19 protein-coding genes and 1 pseudogene are annotated in these 19773 nt (G+C 75.5%); 2 read left to right on the forward strand and 18 right to left on the reverse strand.

The annotated features are described in order from the left end of the window. Positions 1 to 96: 96 nt before the first annotated feature. The 10 genes from QSK00_RS15990 to trmD all read right to left on the reverse strand — a co-directional run bounded on the left by QSK00_RS15990 (position 97) and on the right by trmD (position 9809). Positions 97 to 1059: a FliA/WhiG family RNA polymerase sigma factor gene (locus tag QSK00_RS15990; protein WP_285592117.1), complete on the reverse strand. Its 963-nt coding sequence runs from the start codon at positions 1057 to 1059 to the stop codon at positions 97 to 99. A 4-nt stretch (positions 1060 to 1063) separates the two neighbouring features. Then, the gene (locus QSK00_RS15995) at positions 1064 to 2233 is read right to left on the reverse strand and encodes a tyrosine-type recombinase/integrase (protein ID WP_285592118.1); all 1170 of its coding nucleotides are present in this window, start codon (positions 2231 to 2233) and stop codon (positions 1064 to 1066) included. A 129-nt stretch (positions 2234 to 2362) separates the two neighbouring features. Next, complete coding sequence (dprA, locus tag QSK00_RS16000; RefSeq protein ID WP_285592119.1) at positions 2363 to 3532, reverse strand: DNA-processing protein DprA; 1170 nt, start codon at positions 3530 to 3532, stop codon at positions 2363 to 2365. Beyond that, on the reverse strand, positions 3529 to 5046 hold the full coding sequence (locus QSK00_RS16005; protein WP_285592120.1) for a YifB family Mg chelatase-like AAA ATPase: 1518 nt from the start codon (positions 5044 to 5046) through the stop codon (positions 3529 to 3531). Before QSK00_RS16005 ends, dprA begins: the two co-directional genes overlap by 4 nt. After that, positions 5046 to 5405 (reverse strand): YraN family protein, encoded by a 360-nt coding sequence (locus QSK00_RS16010; protein WP_285592121.1) that lies wholly within the window; start codon positions 5403 to 5405, stop codon positions 5046 to 5048. Before QSK00_RS16010 ends, QSK00_RS16005 begins: the two co-directional genes overlap by 1 nt. Before the next feature lie 161 nt (positions 5406 to 5566). Then, positions 5567 to 5887, reverse strand: coding sequence for a DUF2469 domain-containing protein (locus QSK00_RS16015; protein WP_285592122.1), 321 nt, complete (start codon positions 5885 to 5887; stop codon positions 5567 to 5569). Then, complete coding sequence (locus tag QSK00_RS16020) at positions 5884 to 6633, reverse strand: ribonuclease HII (RefSeq protein WP_285592123.1); 750 nt, start codon at positions 6631 to 6633, stop codon at positions 5884 to 5886. The genes QSK00_RS16015 and QSK00_RS16020 overlap by 4 nt, the downstream gene beginning before the upstream one ends. A 110-nt stretch (positions 6634 to 6743) precedes the next feature. After that, a complete protein-coding gene (gene lepB / locus QSK00_RS16025; protein WP_285592124.1) occupies positions 6744 to 8471 on the reverse strand; it encodes a signal peptidase I in 1728 nt (575 codons plus the stop codon). Between the two features lie 29 nt (positions 8472 to 8500). Further along, positions 8501 to 8860: a 50S ribosomal protein L19 gene (gene rplS / locus QSK00_RS16030; protein WP_018334825.1), complete on the reverse strand. Its 360-nt coding sequence runs from the start codon at positions 8858 to 8860 to the stop codon at positions 8501 to 8503. A gap of 163 nt (positions 8861 to 9023) precedes the next feature. Further along, positions 9024 to 9809 carry a tRNA (guanosine(37)-N1)-methyltransferase TrmD gene (gene trmD / locus QSK00_RS16035; RefSeq protein WP_285592125.1) on the reverse strand — a complete coding sequence of 262 codons (786 nt, stop codon included), beginning with the start codon at positions 9807 to 9809 and terminating at the stop codon, positions 9024 to 9026. A gap of 42 nt (positions 9810 to 9851) precedes the next feature. On the opposite strand from trmD, the gene QSK00_RS16040 reads away from it, so the two are divergent. Continuing rightward, positions 9852 to 10565 (forward strand): MgtC/SapB family protein, encoded by a 714-nt coding sequence (locus tag QSK00_RS16040; protein WP_285592126.1) that lies wholly within the window; start codon positions 9852 to 9854, stop codon positions 10563 to 10565. Positions 10566 to 10645: 80 nt separating this feature from the next. Here QSK00_RS16040 and rimM read toward each other — a convergent pair whose 3' ends face one another. From rimM to QSK00_RS16065, 5 genes and pseudogenes are all read right to left on the reverse strand, one after another. Next, positions 10646 to 11170, reverse strand: coding sequence for a ribosome maturation factor RimM (gene rimM, locus QSK00_RS16045; RefSeq protein ID WP_285592128.1), 525 nt, complete (start codon positions 11168 to 11170; stop codon positions 10646 to 10648). 2 nt (positions 11171 to 11172) lie between these two features. Next, on the reverse strand, positions 11173 to 11412 hold the full coding sequence (locus tag QSK00_RS16050) for an RNA-binding protein (protein ID WP_018334829.1): 240 nt from the start codon (positions 11410 to 11412) through the stop codon (positions 11173 to 11175). 10 nt (positions 11413 to 11422) lie between these two features. Next, positions 11423 to 11782: pseudogene (gene rpsP, locus QSK00_RS16055) on the reverse strand (30S ribosomal protein S16); the annotation flags it as partial. 149 nt (positions 11783 to 11931) lie between these two features. Continuing rightward, positions 11932 to 12660 carry a 5-oxoprolinase subunit PxpA gene (locus QSK00_RS16060; protein WP_285592130.1) on the reverse strand — a complete coding sequence of 243 codons (729 nt, stop codon included), beginning with the start codon at positions 12658 to 12660 and terminating at the stop codon, positions 11932 to 11934. Beyond that, a complete protein-coding gene (locus QSK00_RS16065; RefSeq protein WP_285592131.1) occupies positions 12660 to 13733 on the reverse strand; it encodes an amidohydrolase family protein in 1074 nt (357 codons plus the stop codon). Before QSK00_RS16065 ends, QSK00_RS16060 begins: the two co-directional genes overlap by 1 nt. A gap of 198 nt (positions 13734 to 13931) precedes the next feature. Here QSK00_RS16065 and QSK00_RS16070 point away from each other — a divergent pair, with 198 nt between their 5' ends. Next, positions 13932 to 14315 carry a Uma2 family endonuclease gene (locus QSK00_RS16070; protein ID WP_285592132.1) on the forward strand — a complete coding sequence of 128 codons (384 nt, stop codon included), beginning with the start codon at positions 13932 to 13934 and terminating at the stop codon, positions 14313 to 14315. 3 nt (positions 14316 to 14318) lie between these two features. Here QSK00_RS16070 and ffh read toward each other — a convergent pair whose 3' ends face one another. The 3 genes from ffh to QSK00_RS16085 form a co-directional block, all read right to left on the reverse strand. Continuing rightward, positions 14319 to 15926 (reverse strand): signal recognition particle protein, encoded by a 1608-nt coding sequence (gene ffh, locus QSK00_RS16075; protein WP_285592133.1) that lies wholly within the window; start codon positions 15924 to 15926, stop codon positions 14319 to 14321. Between the two features lie 78 nt (positions 15927 to 16004). Continuing rightward, on the reverse strand, positions 16005 to 17180 hold the full coding sequence (locus tag QSK00_RS16080; protein ID WP_285592134.1) for a macrolide family glycosyltransferase: 1176 nt from the start codon (positions 17178 to 17180) through the stop codon (positions 16005 to 16007). A 69-nt stretch (positions 17181 to 17249) separates the two neighbouring features. Continuing rightward, positions 17250 to 19763, reverse strand: coding sequence for a [protein-PII] uridylyltransferase (locus QSK00_RS16085; RefSeq protein ID WP_285592135.1), 2514 nt, complete (start codon positions 19761 to 19763; stop codon positions 17250 to 17252). Positions 19764 to 19773 lie beyond the last annotated feature (10 nt).

Here is a 19773-nt window from a genome sequence, read left to right on the forward strand (position 1 = left end):
GCGCGGGACCGTGCTCCGGCGCCACCGCGAGGTGCACATCAGGCAGGTCCAGCGGCCCCTGAACCTGCCCTACGTCACCCTCGACGCGGACCGGGCTCAGTCCGCGTGCGACTCCGCGAGGCGCGCCCGGAGCCGGAGGACCGCGCGGGTGTGCAGCTGGCAGACCCGCGACTCGGTCACCCCGAGGACCTTGCCGATCTCGGCGAGCGTCAGGTTCTCGAAGTAGTACAGACCCACGATGGTGCGGTCGCGCTCGGCGAGCCCGCCGATGGCGTCGGCGAGCAACCGGCGGGTCTCCCGGGACTCCATCGCGGCGACCGGGTCCTCGGCGGCGGCGTCGGGCAGCGAGTCCGCGAGCGAGGGGGCGCCCGCTCCGGCGCCGGCACCACCTCCGGACGACCGGCCGGCGGCCACGAGCTCGTCGAGCGCCGCGACGCTGGTCATCGCGATCTGACCGAAGGTCGACCGCAGTTCCCCGGTCTCCATGCCGAGCTCGTCGGCGATCTCCGCGTCGCTGCAGGTCCGCTGCTCGCGGGTCTCCCGACGCTCGATCGCCCGCTCGATCTCCCGGGCCCGCGAGCGCACGGAGCGCGGCACCCAGTCCTGCGACCGCAGCTCGTCGAGGATCGCGCCCCGGATCCGCTGCATGGCGTAGACCTCGAACTTCCGGCCCCGGTCGGGCTCGAACCGCTCGATGGCGTCGACCAGGCCGAAGATGCCGCACTGGACGAGGTCGGCGACGTCGACGTGGCTCGGCAACCCGGTGCCGACCCGGCCGGCGACGTACTTGACCAGCGGCGCGTAGTGCAGCACGAGCCGGTCGCGCACCACCCGGTCGTCGGGGGCGTCGGCGTAGTCGGCCCACATCCGCGCGATGCCGGCCTCGACCAACTCCTCCTCGTCCGGCACCGACCCGTCGGGGGCCTGGCCGGGGTGGATGGTGGTCGGGCGGGCCCGGACGGCCACGTCCCGCGTCGGTCGGGGCCCGGAGAACACGGCACCGTGCGCCGGCGACACCGCGCGCGCGGTGTTGCCGATCGTGGCGGCGGCGGGCCGCATCGGCTCAGGCTCGGGGATGCGCGGCGTCATGAACGGCCCTCAGACGGTCGGCGGTCACGTGGGTGTAGAGCTGCGTCGTCGCCGGTGAGGCGTGTCCGAGCAACTCCTGGACGCTTCTCAGGTCCGCTCCCCCTTCGAGCAGATGGGTGGCCGCGGAGTGGCGCAGCCCGTGCGGGGCGATGTCCGGCGCACCCGGCACCGAACCCGCCGCGTCGTGGACGACGGCCCGCGCGATCCGCGGGTCGAGGCGCCCTCCCCGGGCGCCGAGCAGCAGAGCGGGCGGCGAGCCCGCGACGGCGAGGTGCGGGCGCCCGTCGGTGCGCCACGCGTCGAGCGCGGCAGCCGCGGGGACACCGAAGACGACCGTGCGCTCCTTGGCGCCCTTGCCCAGCACCCGCAGCGTCCGGCGCGCGTCGTCGACGTCGTCGACGTCGAGGCCGCACAGCTCGGACACGCGGATGCCGGTGGCGTAGAGCAGTTCGAGCAGCAGGTGGTCGCGCAGGGCGATGGGGTGGCGCTCGACCGCACCGCGGGCCGCGTTGTCGAGCGCCGCGGCGGCCTGGTCGGCGCGCAGCACCGCGGGCAGCGTGCGATGTGCCCGCGGCGAGGCGAGTCGCGCACCTGCGTCGGTCGGCGCGTGGCCCGTGCGGACGGCCCATGCCGTGAACGCGCGGACCGAGGCCGCCCGCCGCGCGACGGTGGTCCGCCGGGCCGGCCGACGTCCGGCGTCGTGCCGCCCGCCGTCGGCCGGCTCCCCGCGGCGGCGGCCCTGCTCCTCGACGCCGCCCTGGGCGAGCCACGACCGCAGCGCCGCCAGGTCGAGGTCGACCAGGGTGACCGCGGCGTCGCCGGCCGGTCCGGTCCGCCGTGCGGCGACCCGGGTCACCAGGTGGTGCAGGGCGGCGGAGACGTCGCCGGTGTAGGCCCGCACGGTGTGCTCGGAGAGCCCGCGCTCGTAGCGCAGGTGCGCGGTGAACTGCTCGAGGGCCCGCGCGAGGGCGGCGGGCAGCCCCTCGGTGCCCGCCGCGCCGCCCGTGGAGATCCCGTTTTTCGTCGCGCTGCGTGACGAGTTCTCCGACCCGTCAACGCCCACTTCACGGGGGTCCGCGAGCGCCGCGGGTTCCGCCGCGGTGCTCTGCGGGTCCGCGTCGTGAGACGAGAATCTGCCGGTCATCGCCATGAGACTCCAAGTTCGACCGAGGAGCGTCAAGCACCGCCGCGCCCGCGTCGGTGACCGCGCGGGCCGAGCGGGCAACGGTCACCACCGTCGCGCTGTGCAACCGTTCGTCGCACGGAGCACGCGTCAGACGGACCGGCTCCACCCCCTCTCCCCGTCGGGCACGACGAGCCCGGCGGCGACGAGTTCGTCGAGCGCCCCGACGACCGTCCGCGGCAGGACCCCGGACTCGCGGGCGAGGGCGGGCACGGTCTGCGGCGCGTGCCCGCGCAGGGCGCCGTGCACCCGCACCGCCGCCCCGGACAGGCCGTCGGTCGGTGCAGGAGCACCGTCCCGGGCCGGGTCGTCCAGCGGGGCCCGGCCGTCCAGCGGGGCCAGGTCGCCCACCACGTCCGCGGCGCTGCCGACCACCGTCGCGTAGCCCTTGCGGAGGAGCTGGTGGTTGCCGACCGACAGCGCCGAGGTGACCGGGCCCGGCACCACCAGCACCGGTCGGCCCAGCTCCTGGGCGGCGAGCGCGGTCCGCGCGGCACCGCTGCGACGACCCGACTCGACCAGCAGCGTGCCCGTGGAGAGCGCCGCGATCAGACGGTTCCGCACGAGGAACCGGTGCTTGGCGGGCACCGCGCCGACCGGGTACTCGCTCACGATCAGGCCCCGGGACCCGATCGCCTCGAGCAGGCGGCCGTGCGAGGGCGGGTACGCACGGTCGAGCCCGCAGGCCAGGACCGCGACCGTCGTGCCGTCCGCCGCCAGCGCGCCCCGGTGGGCCTCGCCGTCGATCCCCAGCGCGGCGCCCGACACGACGGTCAGCCCGGCATCGGCGAACGACGCCGACCAGTCCCGGGCGACCCACTTGCCGTAACCGCTCGCCGCACGCGACCCGACCACCGCCACGCTGCGCGCCTCGGTCGCGGCGAGACCGTTCACCGACGCGGGCCCACGGACCCAGAGCGCGAGCGGCGCCACCCACTCCGCGTGGCGCGGGAGACCGGCGAACCCGGCCATCGCCGCCGTCGGCCACGCCGGGTCCTCGGGCACGAGCAGCCGGGCGCCGAGGGCACGGGCCGCAGCGAGGTCGGTGGCGGAGCGGTCGTCGTACCGTCGGGCGCCGACCTCCGCCCCGACGTGCGGCCCGAGGTCGGCCCCGCCGCGGATCCGCGCGGCGGCCTCGACGGGCCCCAGCAGCTCGACCAGGTGGGAGACCGCCGGGGCGGGTGGTTCCGCGACCCGCACCAGGTAGGCCCGTGCGAGCAGGACGTCCTCGCCGACCGGCGCCGTCGGGTCGCCGCTCACGTCGTCGTCGCCTGGTACTTGAGCTCGAGCGCGGCGTGGAGGTCGTCCGCGTCGGGGCGCTCGCCCTCGCGCAGGTCGCACACCGTCCAGGCGACCCGGAGGCACCGGTCGAGCGCCCGGGCGGTCAGCAGGCCCGCGCGCAGCAGGCCGTCCAGCTCCCCGGCCACCCCCGGTTCGACCGGGCGCAGCCGCCGCAACGCGGGCCCGGGGACCTCGGCGTTGCTCCGCCAGCCGGTGCCCGCCCACCGCTCGCGCGCCCGCTCGCGCGCCGCGAGGACCCGGGCCCGGACGGTCGCGGTGTCCTCCTCCTGCTCGTCGACGCCGCGATCGAGCGTGGTGACCGGCTGGAGCGCGACCCGCAGGTCGGTGCGGTCGAGCATCGGCCCGGACAGCCGGTTCTGGTACCGGCGCCGGGCGTCCGGCCGGCAGTCGCAGTCCTCCGGTCGCGGTGGCGCGCACGGACACGGGTTGGCCGCCATCACCAGCTGGAAGCGCGACGGGTAGCGCACCACCCCGTCCTTGCGGGCGAGCCGCACCTCCCCCTCCTCGAGCGGGGTGCGCAGGCTGTCGAGCAGGTGCGGGCCGAATTCGTAGACCTCGTCCAGGAAGAGCACGCCCCGGTGCGCGAGCGACACCGCGCCCGGGCGGGCGAGCCCCGACCCGCCGCCCACGAGCGCCGCGGCCGACACCCCGTGGTGCGGCGCGACGAACGGCGGCGTGACCACCAGATCCCCGTCGGGCGGCAGCGCCCCGGCCAGCGAGCGGACGGCCGCGACCTCCATCGCCTCGGTGACCGACAGGTCGGGCAGGAGCCCGACGAGCCGCTTCGCGATCATCGTCTTGCCCGAGCCCGGCGGGCCGACGAAGAGCAGGTGGTGGCCGCCGGCCGCCGCGATCTCCGCCGCCCGGCGCGCGGGCTTCTGCCCGACGACCTCCCCGAGGTCCTCGTGGGCGCGGGGCCGGGACAGCGGAGGCCGTTCCGGGGCCCGCGTCAGGGCCCCCTTGCCCTCCAGCCACGCCAGCACGTCGGCGAGGTGGCGCGCGCCGAGCAGGTCGACGTCGCCCACGAGCGACGCCTCCTCGAGGCAGTCCTCGGGCACCACGACCCGGCGCATGCCGGCCCGCCGGGCGGCCGCGACGCACGGCAACACGCCCCGCACCTCCCGGATGCGGCCGTCGAGCGCGAGCTCCCCGAGGAGCACGACCCCCTCCAGCGCGGTCGGGCGCACCTGACCGGCCGCGGCGAGCACCCCGCAGGCGAGGGCCAGGTCGTAGCTCGACCCCTGCTTGGGCAGCGTCGCGGGCGAGAGGGCGAGCGTGATCTTCCGGGCCGGCCACGGCCACCCGGAGTTGACCACCGCCGCCCGGACCCGGTCCCGCGCCTCGGCCAGGGCCGCGTCGGGCAGCCCGACCAACGAGAGCCCCGGCAGCCCCTGGCCCACGTCGGCCTCGATCTCGACCAGGTCGCCGTCGACCCCGTGCAGCCCGATCGACCACGAGCGCGCGAGCCCCATCAGAACGCGCCCTCGTAGTGCTCGACGCGCGGGTCCTCCCCGCGCACGAGCAGCACCGACACCACGTCGAAGCGCACCTCGCACCACCGGGCCCGCGACTCGGCGAGCCACTGGTGGGTGAGCCGCCGGATCCGGGCGGCCTTCGTGCGCGTCACCGCCTCGACCGGCCGGCCGTAGCCGACCCCCGACCGGGTCTTCACCTCGCAGACGACCAGCCGGTCCCCGTCGGTGGCCACCACGTCCAGCTCACCCTCGCGCCGCCGCCAGTTCCGCGCGAGCACCACGAGGCCCCGCGCGGTCAGGTGCTCGACCGCGAGGTCCTCCCCCGTCCGCCCCAGTTCGTCCTTCGCCGCCGTCACGTCCGTCCTCCCACCGCCGCCGTCCGACGATCACGGTGACGACGACGGGCACCGGCACGCCAACCGCGAGCGGTGCTCTGGGGACGAACGGAGGCGGACCGGGAGCCTGTGGACGGAGCGCTGGGCCGTCCGCCGTCAGCGGGACGGCGAACGGCGCAGGGTCAGTTGCTGAACGGGCCGTCCTCGAGGCGCAGGTCGGGCTTCTCGAGCTCCTCGACGTTGACGTCCTTGAACGTCACCACGCGGACGTTCTTGACGAACCGCGCCGGGCGGTACATGTCCCACACCCAGGCGTCGGACATCCGCACCTCGAAGTAGACCTCGCCGTCGGCGTTGCGCACGGCGACGTCCACCGAGTTCGCCAGGTAGAAGCGGCGCTCGGTCTCCACGACGTAGGAGAACTGGCTCACGATGTCGCGGTACTCGCGGTAGAGCGACAGCTCCATGTCGGTCTCGTACTTCTCGAGATCCTCTGCGCTCACGGTCCCTCTCCCCCCTCCGCGTCCGGGTCGTCCGCGTACTCGTCGAACGCCTCATTGTGGCCCACCGGACCCGCAGGTGAGTGTGCCGCCCGCCCCTCGGCGAGGCGAGCCGCCCCCGCGACGTTCACGAAGCTGTAGCGGTGGTCCGGGCTCGGGCCGTGCGCGGCGAGCGCCGCGGTGTGCGTCGGCGTGCAGTAGCCCTTGTGCACGTCGAACCCGTACTCCGGACGGCGCTCGTGCAGCTCCGCCATCAGGGCGTCCCGGGTGGTCTTGGCGAGGATCGACGCCGCCGCGACGCACGCCGCGGCCAGGTCCCCCTTGGGCACCGCGAGGCTGGGCAGGCCGAACCCGGTGACGGGGAAGCCGTCGGTCAGCACGTAGCCCGGCCGCGTCCCCAGCTGCGCGACCGCGCGCCGCATGCCGTCGATGTTCGCCGCGTGGACCCCGCGACGGTCGACCTCGACCGGGTCGACGAGCACCACGCAGAAGTCCACGGCGCGGCGGCGCACGATGACCGCGAGCCGGTCACGCTCGGCCGCGGTGAGCAGTTTCGAGTCGGTGAGCCCGTCGAAGTGTCTCGCGTCGTTCGGTCGCAGGATGCAGGCGGCGACGGCGAGGGGCCCCGCGCACGCGCCCCGACCCGCCTCGTCGACCCCGACGACCGGGCCGAGGCCGTGCCGTTCCAGCGCGGACTGCAGCGCCCACGCCTCGCTGGACCGCCGAACGATCGCCCGGGGCGGCTGCACACCGGTCCGCGGGGGCAGGGGCTTGCGGGCGCGGCGGGTCGGACGTCCCCCGGGCGGCTGACCCGTGCTCCGGGAGCGCCCCTCCCCGCTGCGACGGGGACGGGCGGTGGTCACTCGCGTGCAGGCCCTTCCGGACGACCGGTCGGGTCGGGTGGGGCGCTGCTGGTCGTCTCCGCGAACGCGCGCCGCAGGCGTCGCCCGCTCCACACGACGGGCACGGCGAGGAGGGCCCCGGCGAGCTCCGGCGAGCCCTCGGGCACCCCGCCCGCCCCCGACGGCGGGGCGAGCGCGGCCGTCGTCGTCTGTGGGTCGATCGCGGGCACGGTCCGCCAGCGGGTGATTGGGAGGACCACCACGCGCACCTTGCCGATCACGTCCTCCAGCGGCACGGGGCCGTGGAAGCGGGCGTCCGCGGAGTTGTTCCGGTTGTCGCCCATCACCCAGAGCTGTCCCTGCGGCACCTGCACCGGGTCGAACGCGGCCTGCCGGTCGCCGAGCCCCGGCTGGTAGTAGAGGTACGGCTCGGTGATGGGGCGTCCGTCGACCAGCACCCGGTTCCGGTCGTCGCAGCACTGCACCGTCTGCCCGCCCACCGCGATGACGCGCTTGACGAAGTCCTTCTCGTTCGGCGCCGCGAGCCCGACCAGTGAGAGCGCGTCCTGGAAGCCGCGCACGATCGGGTTGCCGGAGGGCTGGGTGTCACCGACCTCGTCGTTGTCCAGCCAGGCGGGCGGGCCCTTGAACACCACGACGTCGCCGGGCGCGGGGTCGGTGAAGCGGTAGCTGACCTTGTCCACCGCGACGCGGTCGTTCGCGCAGCCCGTGCAGCCGTGCAGGGTCTGCTCCATCGAGGCGGACGGGATGACGTAGATCCGCGCGATGAAGGTCTGGATGACGAACGTCAGGACGATCGCCACGACCACGAGCAGCGGCAGTTCGCGCCAGAACGAGCCCTTGCGCTTCTTCTTGCCGCCGGGCGTGGTCCCCGCGTCGTCCTTGCCCTTCGCACGGCGCCCTGGTCCCGAGGAGTCCCCGTCGCGACCGGGCCCCGACGCAGCCGCGCCACGACGACGGCCGGCGGGTCGGTCGTCGTCGACGGGCTCGCCCACGCGGGTGTCGGCGGATGCCGCGGCCCCGCGACGGTGCTTGCCGGTGTCCGGGCCGAGCCCGGTGGTCTGGGTGACGTCGGACCCGTCGTCGGGATCGGACCTCGAGGGCGGCGGGGTGCCCCCGGCCAGCAGCGGCACGTCGGCCGGCGGCGGGGTGGGAGCGGCGGCCTCGGCCGGCGCCGGCGGAGGCGGCTGGACGGCCGTGGGCGTCGGACGCGACGGCACGCCGCCGGGGAGCGGGCCCTGGCCGTTCGTCGGCGGGCCCGCCGGGCGCCCCATCGGGGGCCGCGGGCCGTAGCCGTGGGGCGGCGAGGGCGGGGCCTGGCCGTACGGCGGGGACGGCGGGGCCTGGCCGTACGGCGGCGAGGGCGGGGCCTGGCCGTAGCGCGGCGGCGGAGGCGGCTGGCCCGGCCCGGGGCCGCGGCGCCCGTCCCGGGGCGGGCCCGAGGGGAGCGCGGTCGGCGGAGGCCACTCCGCCGTGGGCCGAGGTCCGCCGAGCGGGTCGGGGTCGGGTGAGCCGTGGCGACCGGAGGTCGGACCGAAGCGACCGTCCTCGGACGCCGGCGGGCCGGACGGTCCCCCGTGCCGACCGCCCGCGAACCGGTCGCCGTTCACGTCGCCGTAGGCGTCGTCCCCGGGGTCGGCGTCGCCGGGGCCGCCCCACCGCGGATCGACCCCGCCGTGGCGGGGCTCGCGGTAGCGGCGTCCGGACTCGTCGGTCGGTGGCACGACGTCAGGCTAGGAGACGGCGGGCCGCGTCAGGACGCGGAGGTCGTCTCGCGCTTCTCGCGGATCTTCGCGGCCTTGCCGCGCAGCTCGCGGAGGTAGTAGAGCTTGGCGCGGCGGACGTCACCGCGGGTCACGACCTCGATGTGGTCGATGTTCGGAGTGTGCACCGGGAAGGTGCGCTCCACCCCGACGCCGAAGCTGACCTTACGCACCGTGAACGTCTCGCGGAGGCCACCGCCGTGGCGACGGATCACGACACCCTGGAAGACCTGTACACGGGAGCGTGAACCCTCGATGACCTTGACGTGCACCTTGACGGTGTCACCCGGGCGGAAGTCCGGGATGTCGGAGCGCAGGGAGCGCGCGTCGAGCTCGTCCAGGGCGTTCATGGTCTGTCGTCCTCGCCTGTCTCGGGTCGGTCCCGGCCACGCGGCACCGTCACGGGGATCGGCGGGCGGTCCGGGGCGACCGCAATGGGTGTCGTCCCTGCCACAGGGGACCGCCCGGAGGCGGCCCGCAGCCCGTGGCAACTCCCCCAGTCTGCCAGACCGCTCAGCCGTGCTCCCCAGCCGGGGTTCGCGACGCCGGGTCGTACCCGGCCGCCGCGAGCACCTCGCGGTCGCGGCGGTCGAACGCGGCCGGACCCAGCCGGTCCAACAGGTCGGGCCGGACGGCGGCCGTGCGCTCGAGCGACCGGTCGCGCCGCCACCGCGCCACCGCGCCGTGGTTCCCGGATCGCAGCACCGGCGGGACGTCGAGCGCGCGCCAGGACTCCGGGCGCGTGTAGGCGGGCGCCTCGAGCAACCCGTCGGAGAACGAGTCGAGCTCGGCCGAGGCCGGGTTGCCGAGCACCCCGGGCACCAGCCGCGACACCGCCTCGACGACCACGAGCGCCGCGACCTCGCCGCCGGCCAGGACGTAGTCGCCGAGCGAGAACTCCTCCACCGGGCCGTGGCGGGCCGCGTCCACGGCCACGCGGCCGTCGATGCCCTCGTAGCGCCCGCACGCGATCGTCAGCCGCGGGGCCTCCGCCCACTCCGCGACGCGGCGCTGCGTCAGCGGGGCGCCCGCCGGCGTCGGGACGAGCAGCACCCCCGGCTCGTCGGGGACCGCCGCGCGCACCGCGTCGAGCGCCTCGCCCCACACCGTCGGCGTCATGACCATCCCGGGGCCGCCGCCGTAGGGCGAGTCGTCCACCGCCTGGTGCACCCCGGTGGCCCAGGCCCGCAGGTCGTGGACGTGCAGGTCGATCAGCCCGGCCCGACGCGCGCGCCCGACGATGGCGTCGTCGAGCGGCGCGAGGTAGTCGGGGAAGATCGTGACGACGTCGATACGCACGTGGGGGATCCTGCCGGTCCGCGGCGGAGAGGAGGACGCGAGGTGTTCTGGACGACGGGTCTGGCCGGTCAGCTGGAGGTCCTGCTGCCGCTGGCGATCGCCCTCGTGCTCTCGACCGCCGTGGGCATCGAGCGGGAGCTGGCGGCGAAGAGCGCCGGTCTGCGCACCCACGCGCTGGTCGGCGTGGGCTCCGCGGCGTTCATGCTCGTCTCGAAGTACGGCTTCGGCGACCTCATCGGTCTCGAGCACGTCGCGCTCGACCCCTCCCGGATCGCCGCGCAGATCGTCTCCGGCATCGGGTTCATCGGCGGTGGGCTCATCTTCGTGCGCCGCGACGCGGTCCGCGGCCTCACGACGGCGGCGACGGTGTGGGTGGTGGCCGCCGTCGGCACGGCGTGCGGCGCCGGGCTCCCCCTGCTCGGCCTCGCCGGCGTCGTCGCGCACTACCTGATCACCCGCGGCTACCGGCCGCTCGCCCGGCGGCTCTCCCGCTCCTCGAGCGCCCCGCGCCCGGTGCACGTCTCCTACGCCGACGGCCGCGGGGTCCTGCGGCAGGTCCTCACGCTCGCCACCGAGCGGGGCTTCGCCGTCGCGGGCATGACGGTGGACCGCGACGGCGGCGAGGACGGCACCGCGGCCGTGACCCTGTCGCTCCTCGGCCGCATCCCGCTGCACCCGCTCACCAGCGAGCTGGCCGAGATCCCGGGCGTGCGGGGCGTGCGGCTCACCGAGGACGACGAGGAGCCGATCGACTGAGCCCACCCCGGATGGCAGGAAAGCGTCGTTGCGCTCGCCGGGCGAGCGCAACGACGCTCTCCTGCCACGGAGGAGGGGTGCTACTCCGGGTCCAGCAGTCCGTCCGGCGGGTCGAGCACGACCCGGCCGCCCGGGACGTCGACCGTCGGCACGATCGCGTGCACGAAGGGCACGAGCAGCTCGCCGCCCTCGCGGTCGACCACCAGCAGGTCGCCGCCCGCGCCGTGGTCCACGGCCGTGACGGTGCCGATGACGGTGCCGTCGGCCAGCTCGACCCGCAGGCCCTCGAGCTGGTGGTCGTGGAACTCCTCCGGGTCCTCCGGAGCCGTGTCCGAGGCCGGGGCGGACAGCTCCGCCCGACGCAGCCGTTCGGCCGCGTCCCGGTCGGTGACCTCCTCGGCGGCGAGCAGCAGCCGCCCGGAGTGCCAACGGGCCCCGAGAACCGTCAGGAACCCGCCGTCGGGAAGACGGAGACGCGCGCCGGGGGCGAACCGCGTCTCGACGTCGTCGGTGGAGGGCTCGACCACCAGCTCGCCACGGAGTCCGTGCACCTTGACGACCCGTCCGACGACACGCAGGTCGGACGGGTCGTGCTCGACGGCCACGGTCAGCGGTCGGTGTCGACGACGTCGACCCGCACACCGCGACCGCCGACGCCGCTGATCACGGTGCGCAGCGCGGTGGCCGTGCGTCCGCCGCGCCCGATGACCTTCCCGAGGTCGTCGGGGTGGACCCGCACCTCGAGGGTCCGGCCGCGACGGTTGGTGACGAGGTCGACGGAGACCTCGTCGGGGTGCGTGACGATGCCGCGCACCAGGTGCTCGAGGGCCTCGGCGAGATCACTCATCGAGGACTCACTCGGCAGCGGCGTTGCCGCTGACCTTGGCGAGCTCCTCGTTGAAGCGGGCCTGCTTGTCGACCTTCTCCGCCTTCGTCCGCAGGCGACCCTCGGTGTGCGGGAGGCCCTTGAACTTCTGCCAGTCGCCGGTGATCTTCAGCAGGCTGTGGACCGGCTCGGTCGGCTGCGCGCCGACGCCCAGCCAGTACTGCGCCCGCTCCGAGTCGATCTTGATCGTGCTCGGGTTGTCCTTCGGGTGGTACTCGCCGATCGTCTCGATGACACGCCCGTCACGACGGTTACGGGCGTCGGCGATGACCACGCGGTAGTGGGGCTCGCGGATCTTGCCCATGCGGGCGAGCTTGATCTTGACGGCCACGGGTCCGGTGTACTCCTCGTTCGCGGTACTGCTCGAGTGCTCGACGTCCCCGCCCGGCAGTGGGGTGCCGGGCGTGCGCCGGAGGTCCGACGGTCACGGCCCAGGGAGAGGGTGGCCGAGACGCAACTCCCCCATTGTGCCAGGCGCCGTCACGACGACGGGTCGGCGGGCTCCGATTCCAGCGCCTCCCGCACCGCCCGCGCGTTCCCGACCGCCTCCGGCGTGTCCCCGTGCAGGCACAGCGAGTCGGCGCGGACCCGGATCTCGCTGCCGTCCACGGCGACGATGACCCCGTCCCGGGCGAGGCGCACCGCCCGCTCGACCACGGCGTCGGTGTCCGGCAGCAGCGCGCCCGGCTCCGACCGCGGCACGAGCGTGCCCGCCGCGGTGTAGCCGCGGTCGGCGAAGGCCTCGGCGATCGTCGTCAGGCCCGCATCGGCCGCGAACTCGAGCAGCCGGCCACCGGGCAGCGCCATGACCGGCAGGTCCCCCGCCGCGCGCGCCGCGTCCACGACCGCGCGCGCCTGCGCCTCGTGGTGCACGACGGCGTTGTAGAGCGCGCCGTGCGGCTTCACGTACTGCACCGTCCCGAAGGCCCGCAGCGCGCCGACCTGGTAGAGGATCTCGGCGGTCAGGGTCTCGGGGTCGACGTCGAGGAACCGGCGCCCGAAGCCCGCGAGGTCGCGGTAGGACACCTGCGCGCCGATCCGCACGCCGCGCTCGGTCGCCCGGGCGCACACGCGGCGCATCGTCACCGCGTCGCCCGCGTGGAATCCGCAGGCCACGTTGGCAGAGGTGACGATGTCGAGCAGGGCGTCGTCGTCGGTCAACGGCCACGGGCCGAAGCCCTCGGCCAGGTCGGCGTTGAGGTCGAGCACTACAGCGCCCTCCCCCGCCGCAGGACGGCCACGGGCCGGCGCAGGACGTCGAGGTCGGTGCGGGGATCCGCGGGGACGATCACGACGTCGGCCGGTGCCCCGGCCTCCAGCCCCGGTCGCCCGAGCCAGGAGCGCGCCGCGCCCGACGCCGCCGCCAGCGCCCGCTCCGGGCCCAGCCCGACGTCGGCGAGGGCCACGATCTCGTCGACGATGCGGCCGTGGCGGATGCCGCCGCCCGCGTCGGTGCCCGCGTAGACCGGGATACCGGCGTCGATCGCGGCCGCGACGGTCTCCTGCGACCGCGCGTAGAGGTCGCGCATGTGGGCGCCGTAGGCCGGGAACTTCTCGCCCGCCGCGTCGGCGAAGGACGGGAAGTTCTCGACGTTGACCAGCGTCGGCACCAGCGCCGTCCCCCGCTCCACCATCATCGCGATCGTCTCGTCGGTCAGCCCCGTGCCGTGCTCGATGCAGTCGATGCCGGCCCCGATCAGGCCGGGGAGGGCGTGCTCGCCGAACACGTGCGCGGTGACCCGGGCCCCGTGGGCGTGCGCGGCGTCGATCGCCTCGCGCAGCACGTCCTCGGGCCACAGCGGCGTGAGGTCGCCCGCCTCGCGCTCGATCCAGTCCCCCACGAGCTTCACCCAGGGGTTGCGGGCCGCCTGCTCGGCCACCAGGCGGGGCAGCTCGGAGGGGTCGTCGGCGTCGATCGGCAGCCCGCGGATGTAGCGCTTGGGGCGGGCCAGGTGGCGTCCGGCGCGGACGATCTCGGGCATCCGCGGGTCGTCGTCGAGCGGGCGGGTGTCGATCGGCGATCCGCAGTCGCGCAGCAGCAACGCCCCGGACGCGGCGTCGGTGTGCCCCTGGGTGCGCGCCTCCTCGAGCTCCACCGGGCCGTCCGGGCCGATCCCGACGTGGCAGTGCGCGTCGACCAGCCCCGGTACGAGCCAGCCGTCGATCCGGTCGGCCCCGGCGATCGCCTCGTGGGCGATCAGGCCGTCGTCGCCGACCCAGAGGTCGCGCGGCTCGTCGTCACCGCTGCCGTCGAGGACCGGTCCGTGGAGGTGGAGGGGCACGGCCCGGGAGCCTAGGAGACCCGGCGGCCGCGTGAAGGGAACCCTCGGGCCGAAAGAGCGCTCGAGTCCTCCCCTCACGGTCGGCCGCCCCTGGCAAGATCCGACCGCGCGGAGCGAAGTGATCGCTCAGCGAACACCTCGCTCCGCGGGACGAGATCTTGGTGGGCGCGAACGCCTTCCGACGGCTACGGTCGCCCGGTGCATCCGGTGGCCGCGGCGATCGCGGCGACGCTCGAGGCGCAGGCCCCGGCCGACCTCGTCGTGCTGACGGCGGCGACCGTCGACTTCCCCTCCCGCGCGACGCGGACGCCCGACGTCCTGGTCGCACACCGTCCCGGGCGGGAGCGGTTCACCCCCGGCGACGTCCTGCTCGCCGTCGAGGTCGAGCCCACCCCCGACGACCGTACGAGCTCCCCCGCGCTCTACGGCGAGCACGGCGTCCCGCACGTCTGGCGGGTCACGCCGGACCCGCCGACGATCCGGGTGTTCGCGCTGCGCGGCGGCGTCCACCAGCAGGTCGCGGCGTCCGCGCACGTGATCGCGCACGCCCCGTTCCGACTGCAGGTGGACCTCGGCCGCTGATCGCTACTTGCGGCGCTTCTTCTTGTTGCCCTTCGGCCCGCCGCCGCCGGACTTGGTGCCCGGGAAGCTCAGGGCCGACGGGTCGAAGTCGGCCGGCAGGTCGCTCATCCCCGCGAGGCCGGGCGGCAGCTGGTTGAGGCCGGGCGTGTCGTAGGAACCGACCGCGCGCTGCTGCTGGGCGCCGCTCTCGTTCGCGATCCCCGCGATCGCCGGCATCTGCTTCGGGCCGCGCTGCGGGCGACCGCCACCCTTGCGGGCGTTGCGTGCGGCCTTGCGGGCGGCGCCGCGCCCGGCCGAGCCCGGCAGCCCGAACTGGCCCGCCATCTTCGTCATCATCTTCTTGGCGTCGAAGAAGCGGTCGACGAGCTGGTTGACGTCGGAGACGCCGACGCCGGAGCCGTTCGCGATCCGCAGGCGGCGCGAGCCGTTGATCATCTTCGGGTCGGCCCGCTCGGCCGGCGTCATGCCACGGATGATCGCCTGGACGCGGTCGAGGTGCTTCTCGTCGATCTGGCCGAGCTGGTCCTTCATGTTGGCCGCGCCCGGCAGCATGCCGAGGATGTTGGCGATCGGGCCCATCTTGCGGACCGCCTGCATCTGCTCCAGGAAGTCCTCGAGGGTGAAGTCGCCCTCGGACATCTTCTGGGCGGCCTTCTCGGCCTGCCCCTCCTCGAAGGCCTGCTCGGCCTGCTCGATGAGGGACAGGACGTCGCCCATGCCGAGGATGCGCGAGGCCATCCGGTCGGGGTGGAAGACGTCGAACTCGTCGAGGCCCTCGCCGTTGGAGGCGAAGAGGATCGGCTGGCCGGTGACCTCGCGGACCGAGAGTGCGGCACCACCGCGGGCGTCGCCGTCGAGCTTGGTCAGCACCACGCCGTTGAAGCCGACGCCGTCGCGGAAGGCCTCGGCGGTGTTCACCGCGTCCTGACCGACCATCGCGTCGAGGACGAACAGGGTCTCGTCCGGCGAGACGGCGTCGCGGATGTCGGCGGCCTGGCGCATGAGCTCCTCGTCGACACCGAGGCGACCCGCGGTGTCGACGACGAGGACGTCGTACTGCCGGTTGCGCGCGTCGGCCACGGCGCGGCGGGCGACGTCGACCGGGTCGCCCACCCCGTTGCCGGGCTCGGGGGCGAACACCTCGACGCCGGCGCGCTGCCCCACGATCTGGAGCTGGTTGACCGCGTTCGGGCGCTGCAGGTCGCAGGCCGCGAGCATCGGGGTGTGGCCCTGGTTCTTCAGCCAGCGCGCGAGCTTGCCGGCCAGGGTCGTCTTGCCCGAACCCTGCAGGCCGGCGAGCATGATCACCGTGGGCGGGGTCTTCGCGAAGCGGACCCGCCGGGTCTCGCCGCCGAGGACCCCGATGAGCTCCTCGTTGACGATCTTGACGACCTGCTGGGCGGGGTTGAGCGCCTCGGAGACCTCCGCGCCCTTCGCCCGCTCCTTGATCTGCTTGACGAAGGCGCGCACCACCGGCAGCGCGACGTCGGCCTCCAGCAGCGCGATGCGGATCTCGCGGCAGGTGGTGTCGATGTCGGACTCGGAGAGCCGGCCCTTGCCGCGCAGATCCGACAGGACCGACGTGAGGCGATCGGAGAGGGTGTCGAACACGGCGGGCGTACTCCCGGGGTCTGGCTGGTCGGACCGTCACGGTGGTTGCACGCGAGCGGCCCCCGACGAACCTCCAGCCTAACCGCCGGGTGTGACGGTGCTCCGCGACCCGTCGTCGGGAACGGAGGCCTCGACCAGGTCCGCCGCCCGACCGGCCCCGCCCGCCCCCGCGAGCTCGGCCGCCGCGGCCGCACACCGGGCCCGGACGGCCTCGTCGTCCAGCGTCGCCGCGGCTCGCCGCAGCGCCTCGACGGTGACGGCGTCCCGGTCCACGACGACACCCACCCCGGCCTCCGCGAGCATCTCCGCGTTGCCGAACTGGTCGACGGCCTGCGGGATCGCGATCATGGGCGTCGCCGTCGCGAGCCCCTCCGAGCACCCACCCATCCCGGCGTGCGTGACGAACAGCGCGGTGCGGCGCAGGACCGCGAGCTGCGGGACCCAGGCGTGCGCGGTGGTCCCCGCGGGCAGCGGGCCGAGGTCGGCGGGGTCGAGGCGGCGCCCGATCGCCAGCACCACCCGGCGACCGGCGAACGCCTCGGCGACCCGGCGCCAGAAGTCGGGATCCGCGGTGTAGGCCGACCCCAGCGAGACCAGGACGTCGACCTCGTCGTCCCACTCCCCCTGGTGGGCGCGGGCGTCGAGGCACGGCCCGACGAAGGTGTAGCGCCCCGGGTCGACCTTCTCGGCGTGCGGCTGGAGCAGGCGCGGGATGAGCACGATCGAGGAGTCGGGGATGCCCGTGAACGTCTCCGGCGTCAGCTCCACGCCCTCCGCCGCGAGCCACGCGCCGAACCGGGCGAGGTACTCCCGACCCGCCGGGCTCGCGTACAGGTCGGCCATCCCGGTGTCCTGCTCGAATCCCTCCCAGGCCACCATCGCCGGCGAGAGCTGCACGCACGGCACCCCCCAGCGCACGCCGAGCACCCGCGCCGCGTAGCCGCCGATGTCGGCGAGGAACACGTCGGGCCGGTCGTGCTGCAGGGCCGCCTCCAGCTGCGGGGTCACGTGCCGCCCCTCGTCGAGGAAGAGCTGCATGCCGGCGACGGGATCGTCCGGCCAGGGCTGCTCGACCCCGTCCGGGAGCTCCGTGGTGTGCGGGAGCGGCGTGGCCCCCGACGAGGCCGCCAGCGCGGCGAACGCGGCGGGCACGGCGTACTGCACGCGGTGCCCGCGGGCGACCAGCTCGGCGATCACGGGCAGGTTCGGGTTGATGTGGCCGTGGGCGCCGGCGCCGACCATCACGATGTGCACGGGGGCGGACCGTGCCAGATCGCACCGTCCGTTTCGACCGGTTTTCCGGTCGTCGTGGAGCAGCCCGGTTCAGGCCGGCTGCGGGGCCACCGCCGCCATGACCGCCGCCTCGATGGACCGGCGGCGGGTCGGGTCGAGCGGGACGACGCGGCCGGTGCCGGGGCTGTCGTGCTCCCCCGCGTCGCCCGCGGGCGAGGCCTCCAGGCAGAACGCGTCGATGACCGACGAGCCGAGCGTCGACACCCGGGCCCACCGCACGTCGACGCCCTCGGCCTCCAGGGCCGCGGCGACGCCGTGGAGCAGCCCGATGCGGTCGGCGGTGCGCAGTTCGAGCACCACCGCGCCGGTCGCCTCGTCGTCGAACCACAGCACCCGCGTGGCCGGCGGAGCGCCTCCGGGCTGCGACGACGACGAGTAGTCGCGCTCCTTCGCGGCCAGGCGCGCGGGCAGGTCGAGCGATCCGGTCAGCACCCGTACGAGGTCCTCGCGCAGCAGCGACGCCTCGGGCAGGCGCCCGAACCGCGGGGAGACGGTGAAGCTGTCGACGGCCACGCCGTCGTGCTCGACGAGGACCGCCGCGTGGACCTGCAGCGAGTGCAGTGCCAGCACGCCCGCGGCCCGGCTGAGCAGGCCCGGGCGGTCCGGCGCGGCCACCGTCATGGTCACCGTGGTCAGCTCGTCGGCGGCCTCGACCGAGACCTCGGGGTTCCCGGAGGCGGCGACCGCCCGGACCAGGGCGAGACGGTCGTCGGAGAGCGGCTCCGGCCCGGGCATCCCGTCCCCGGCCATCACCTGTCGGCACCGCCGCACGAGGTCGCCCAGCAGGGTCGCCCGCCACGGGGTCCAGACGCCGGGTCCGGTGCCGAGGGAGTCCGCCTCGGCGAGGGCGTGGAGCAGCTCGAGCAGGACCGGGTCGCCCCCGAGGGTGTCGACGACGCGCTGCACCGTCGCCGGGTCCTCGGGGTCGCGGCGCTGCGCGGTGTGGGGCAGCAGCAGGTGGTGGCGCACCATCAGGCCGAGGACCTCGACGTCGGCGGGCCACAGGCCGAGCCGCCGCCCGATGTGCCGTGCGAGTTCGGCACCGACGACCGAGTGGTCCTCGTCGCGGCCCTTGCCGATGTCGTGGATCAGGGCGCCGATGAGGAGCAGGTCCGGGCGGGCGACGCGGGTGGTCAGCTCGGACGCGCGCCGCGTGACCTCGACGAGGTGGCGGTCGACGGTCCAGACGTGCTGACGGTCGCGCGGCGGCAGGTCCCGCACCGCGCCCCACTCGGGGAAGAGCCGACCCCAGAGTCCGGTGCGGTCGAGCGCCTCGATGACGTCGACCATCCCCTCGCCCGCCGCGAGCAGCGCGAGGAGCTCCTCGCGGGCGGCGCGCGGCCACGGCTCACGCAGCTCGGGGGCGGCGTCGGCGAGCCGCCGCAGCGTGCCCGCGGCGATCGGGAGGCCGGTGCGCGCGGCGACCGCGGCGAGGCGCAGGACCAGGGCGGGGTCGCGCGTGACCTGGGCCTCGCGGGCCAGCACGATCTCCCCGGCCTGCTCGACGACGCCCTCGTCGAGACCGCGGCGGGCGGGCGTGCGGCGCAGGGCGGCGAGCCCGCGGCGCGGCAGGGCCGCCTTCGCGGAGCGGAGCGCGACGTCGGTCGCGTAGACGACGGTCCGGGCGGCGCCGGACAGCGACCGGGCGAGGTCGTAGCGGTCGGCGACGCCGAGGTCGGGGATGCCGGCGAGCTCGTGGGCGTCCTCGGCCTGCAGCACGTCCCGGGCGCGGCCGGCGCGGCGGTGCAGCTCGGTGCGCAGGTCGAGCATGAGGGTGCGCGCGGAGCGGACGTCGACGGCGGGCCGGTCGACGAGCTGGGCGGCCGACAGCGCGTCGAGGAGCTGGATGTCGCGCAGGCCGCCGCGACCGTTCTTGAGGTCCGGCTCGACCCGGTGGGCGACCTCGCCGGAGCGCTGCCACCGCGTGCGGGTGGTCTCGACGAGGTCGTCGAACCGGGTGCGGATCCCGGCCCGCCACGCCTGGCGGGCCGAGGACGAGAGCCGCTCGGCCAGCTCGGCGTCACCCGCGATGAGGCGGACCTCGAGCAGGCCGAGGGCGACACGCAGGTCCTCGGTGGCGACCCCGACCGCCTCGCCGACGGTGCGCACCGAGTGGTCGAGCCCGATCCCGGCGTCCCACAGCGGGTACCAGAGGGCGTCGGCGATGCGGGCCACCTCGTCGGGGGTCCGACCCCGGCTGCGTCCGGTCCCGTCGTGGACGAGGACCAGGTCGAGGTCCGACCAGGGGGCGAGCTCGCGGCGCCCGAGCGCCCCGACCGCCACCAGCGCCGTGCCCGTGCCGGGGCCGACCCCGACGGCGGCGGCCCGGGTCGCGAGCCAGAAGTCGTGCAGTTCGACGAGCGCCTCGCGCAGGGCGGCCGGTCCGAGCCGGCGGGCGCCCGGCGGCGGCGAGAGCAGCGCGGTGCGGGCCCGGACCAGGTCGACGGCCGCGCCCTCGTCCGACTCCCCCGAGACCGCCAGGGAGGGGGAGGCGCCCTCGTCCCCGGCCTCGTCGCCGGCGCGCCCCGTCCCGACTGAGACCATGCCCGTCCTC

This window comes from Actinomycetospora sp. NBRC 106378 (assembly GCF_030269685.1).
Classification (GTDB): Bacteria; Actinomycetota; Actinomycetes; order Mycobacteriales; family Pseudonocardiaceae; genus Actinomycetospora.

Bases quoted from the DNA above. Each gene is read 5' to 3' on its own strand.
- QSK00_RS15990 (WP_285592117.1), bottom strand. From the start codon at position 1,059: ATGCGGCCCGCCGCCGCCACGATCGGCAACACCGCGCGCGCGGTGTCG.
- QSK00_RS16050 (WP_018334829.1), bottom strand. From the start codon at position 11,412: ATGAGTGATCTCGCCGAGGCCCTCGAGCACCTGGTGCGCGGCATCGTC.
- QSK00_RS16005 (WP_285592120.1), bottom strand. From the start codon at position 5,046: ATGGGGCTCGCGCGCTCGTGGTCGATCGGGCTGCACGGGGTCGACGGC.
- QSK00_RS16085 (WP_285592135.1), bottom strand. From the start codon at position 19,763: ATGGTCTCAGTCGGGACGGGGCGCGCCGGCGACGAGGCCGGGGACGAG.
- QSK00_RS15995 (WP_285592118.1), bottom strand. From the start codon at position 2,233: ATGACCGGCAGATTCTCGTCTCACGACGCGGACCCGCAGAGCACCGCG.
- rplS (WP_018334825.1), bottom strand. From the start codon at position 8,860: ATGAACGCCCTGGACGAGCTCGACGCGCGCTCCCTGCGCTCCGACATC.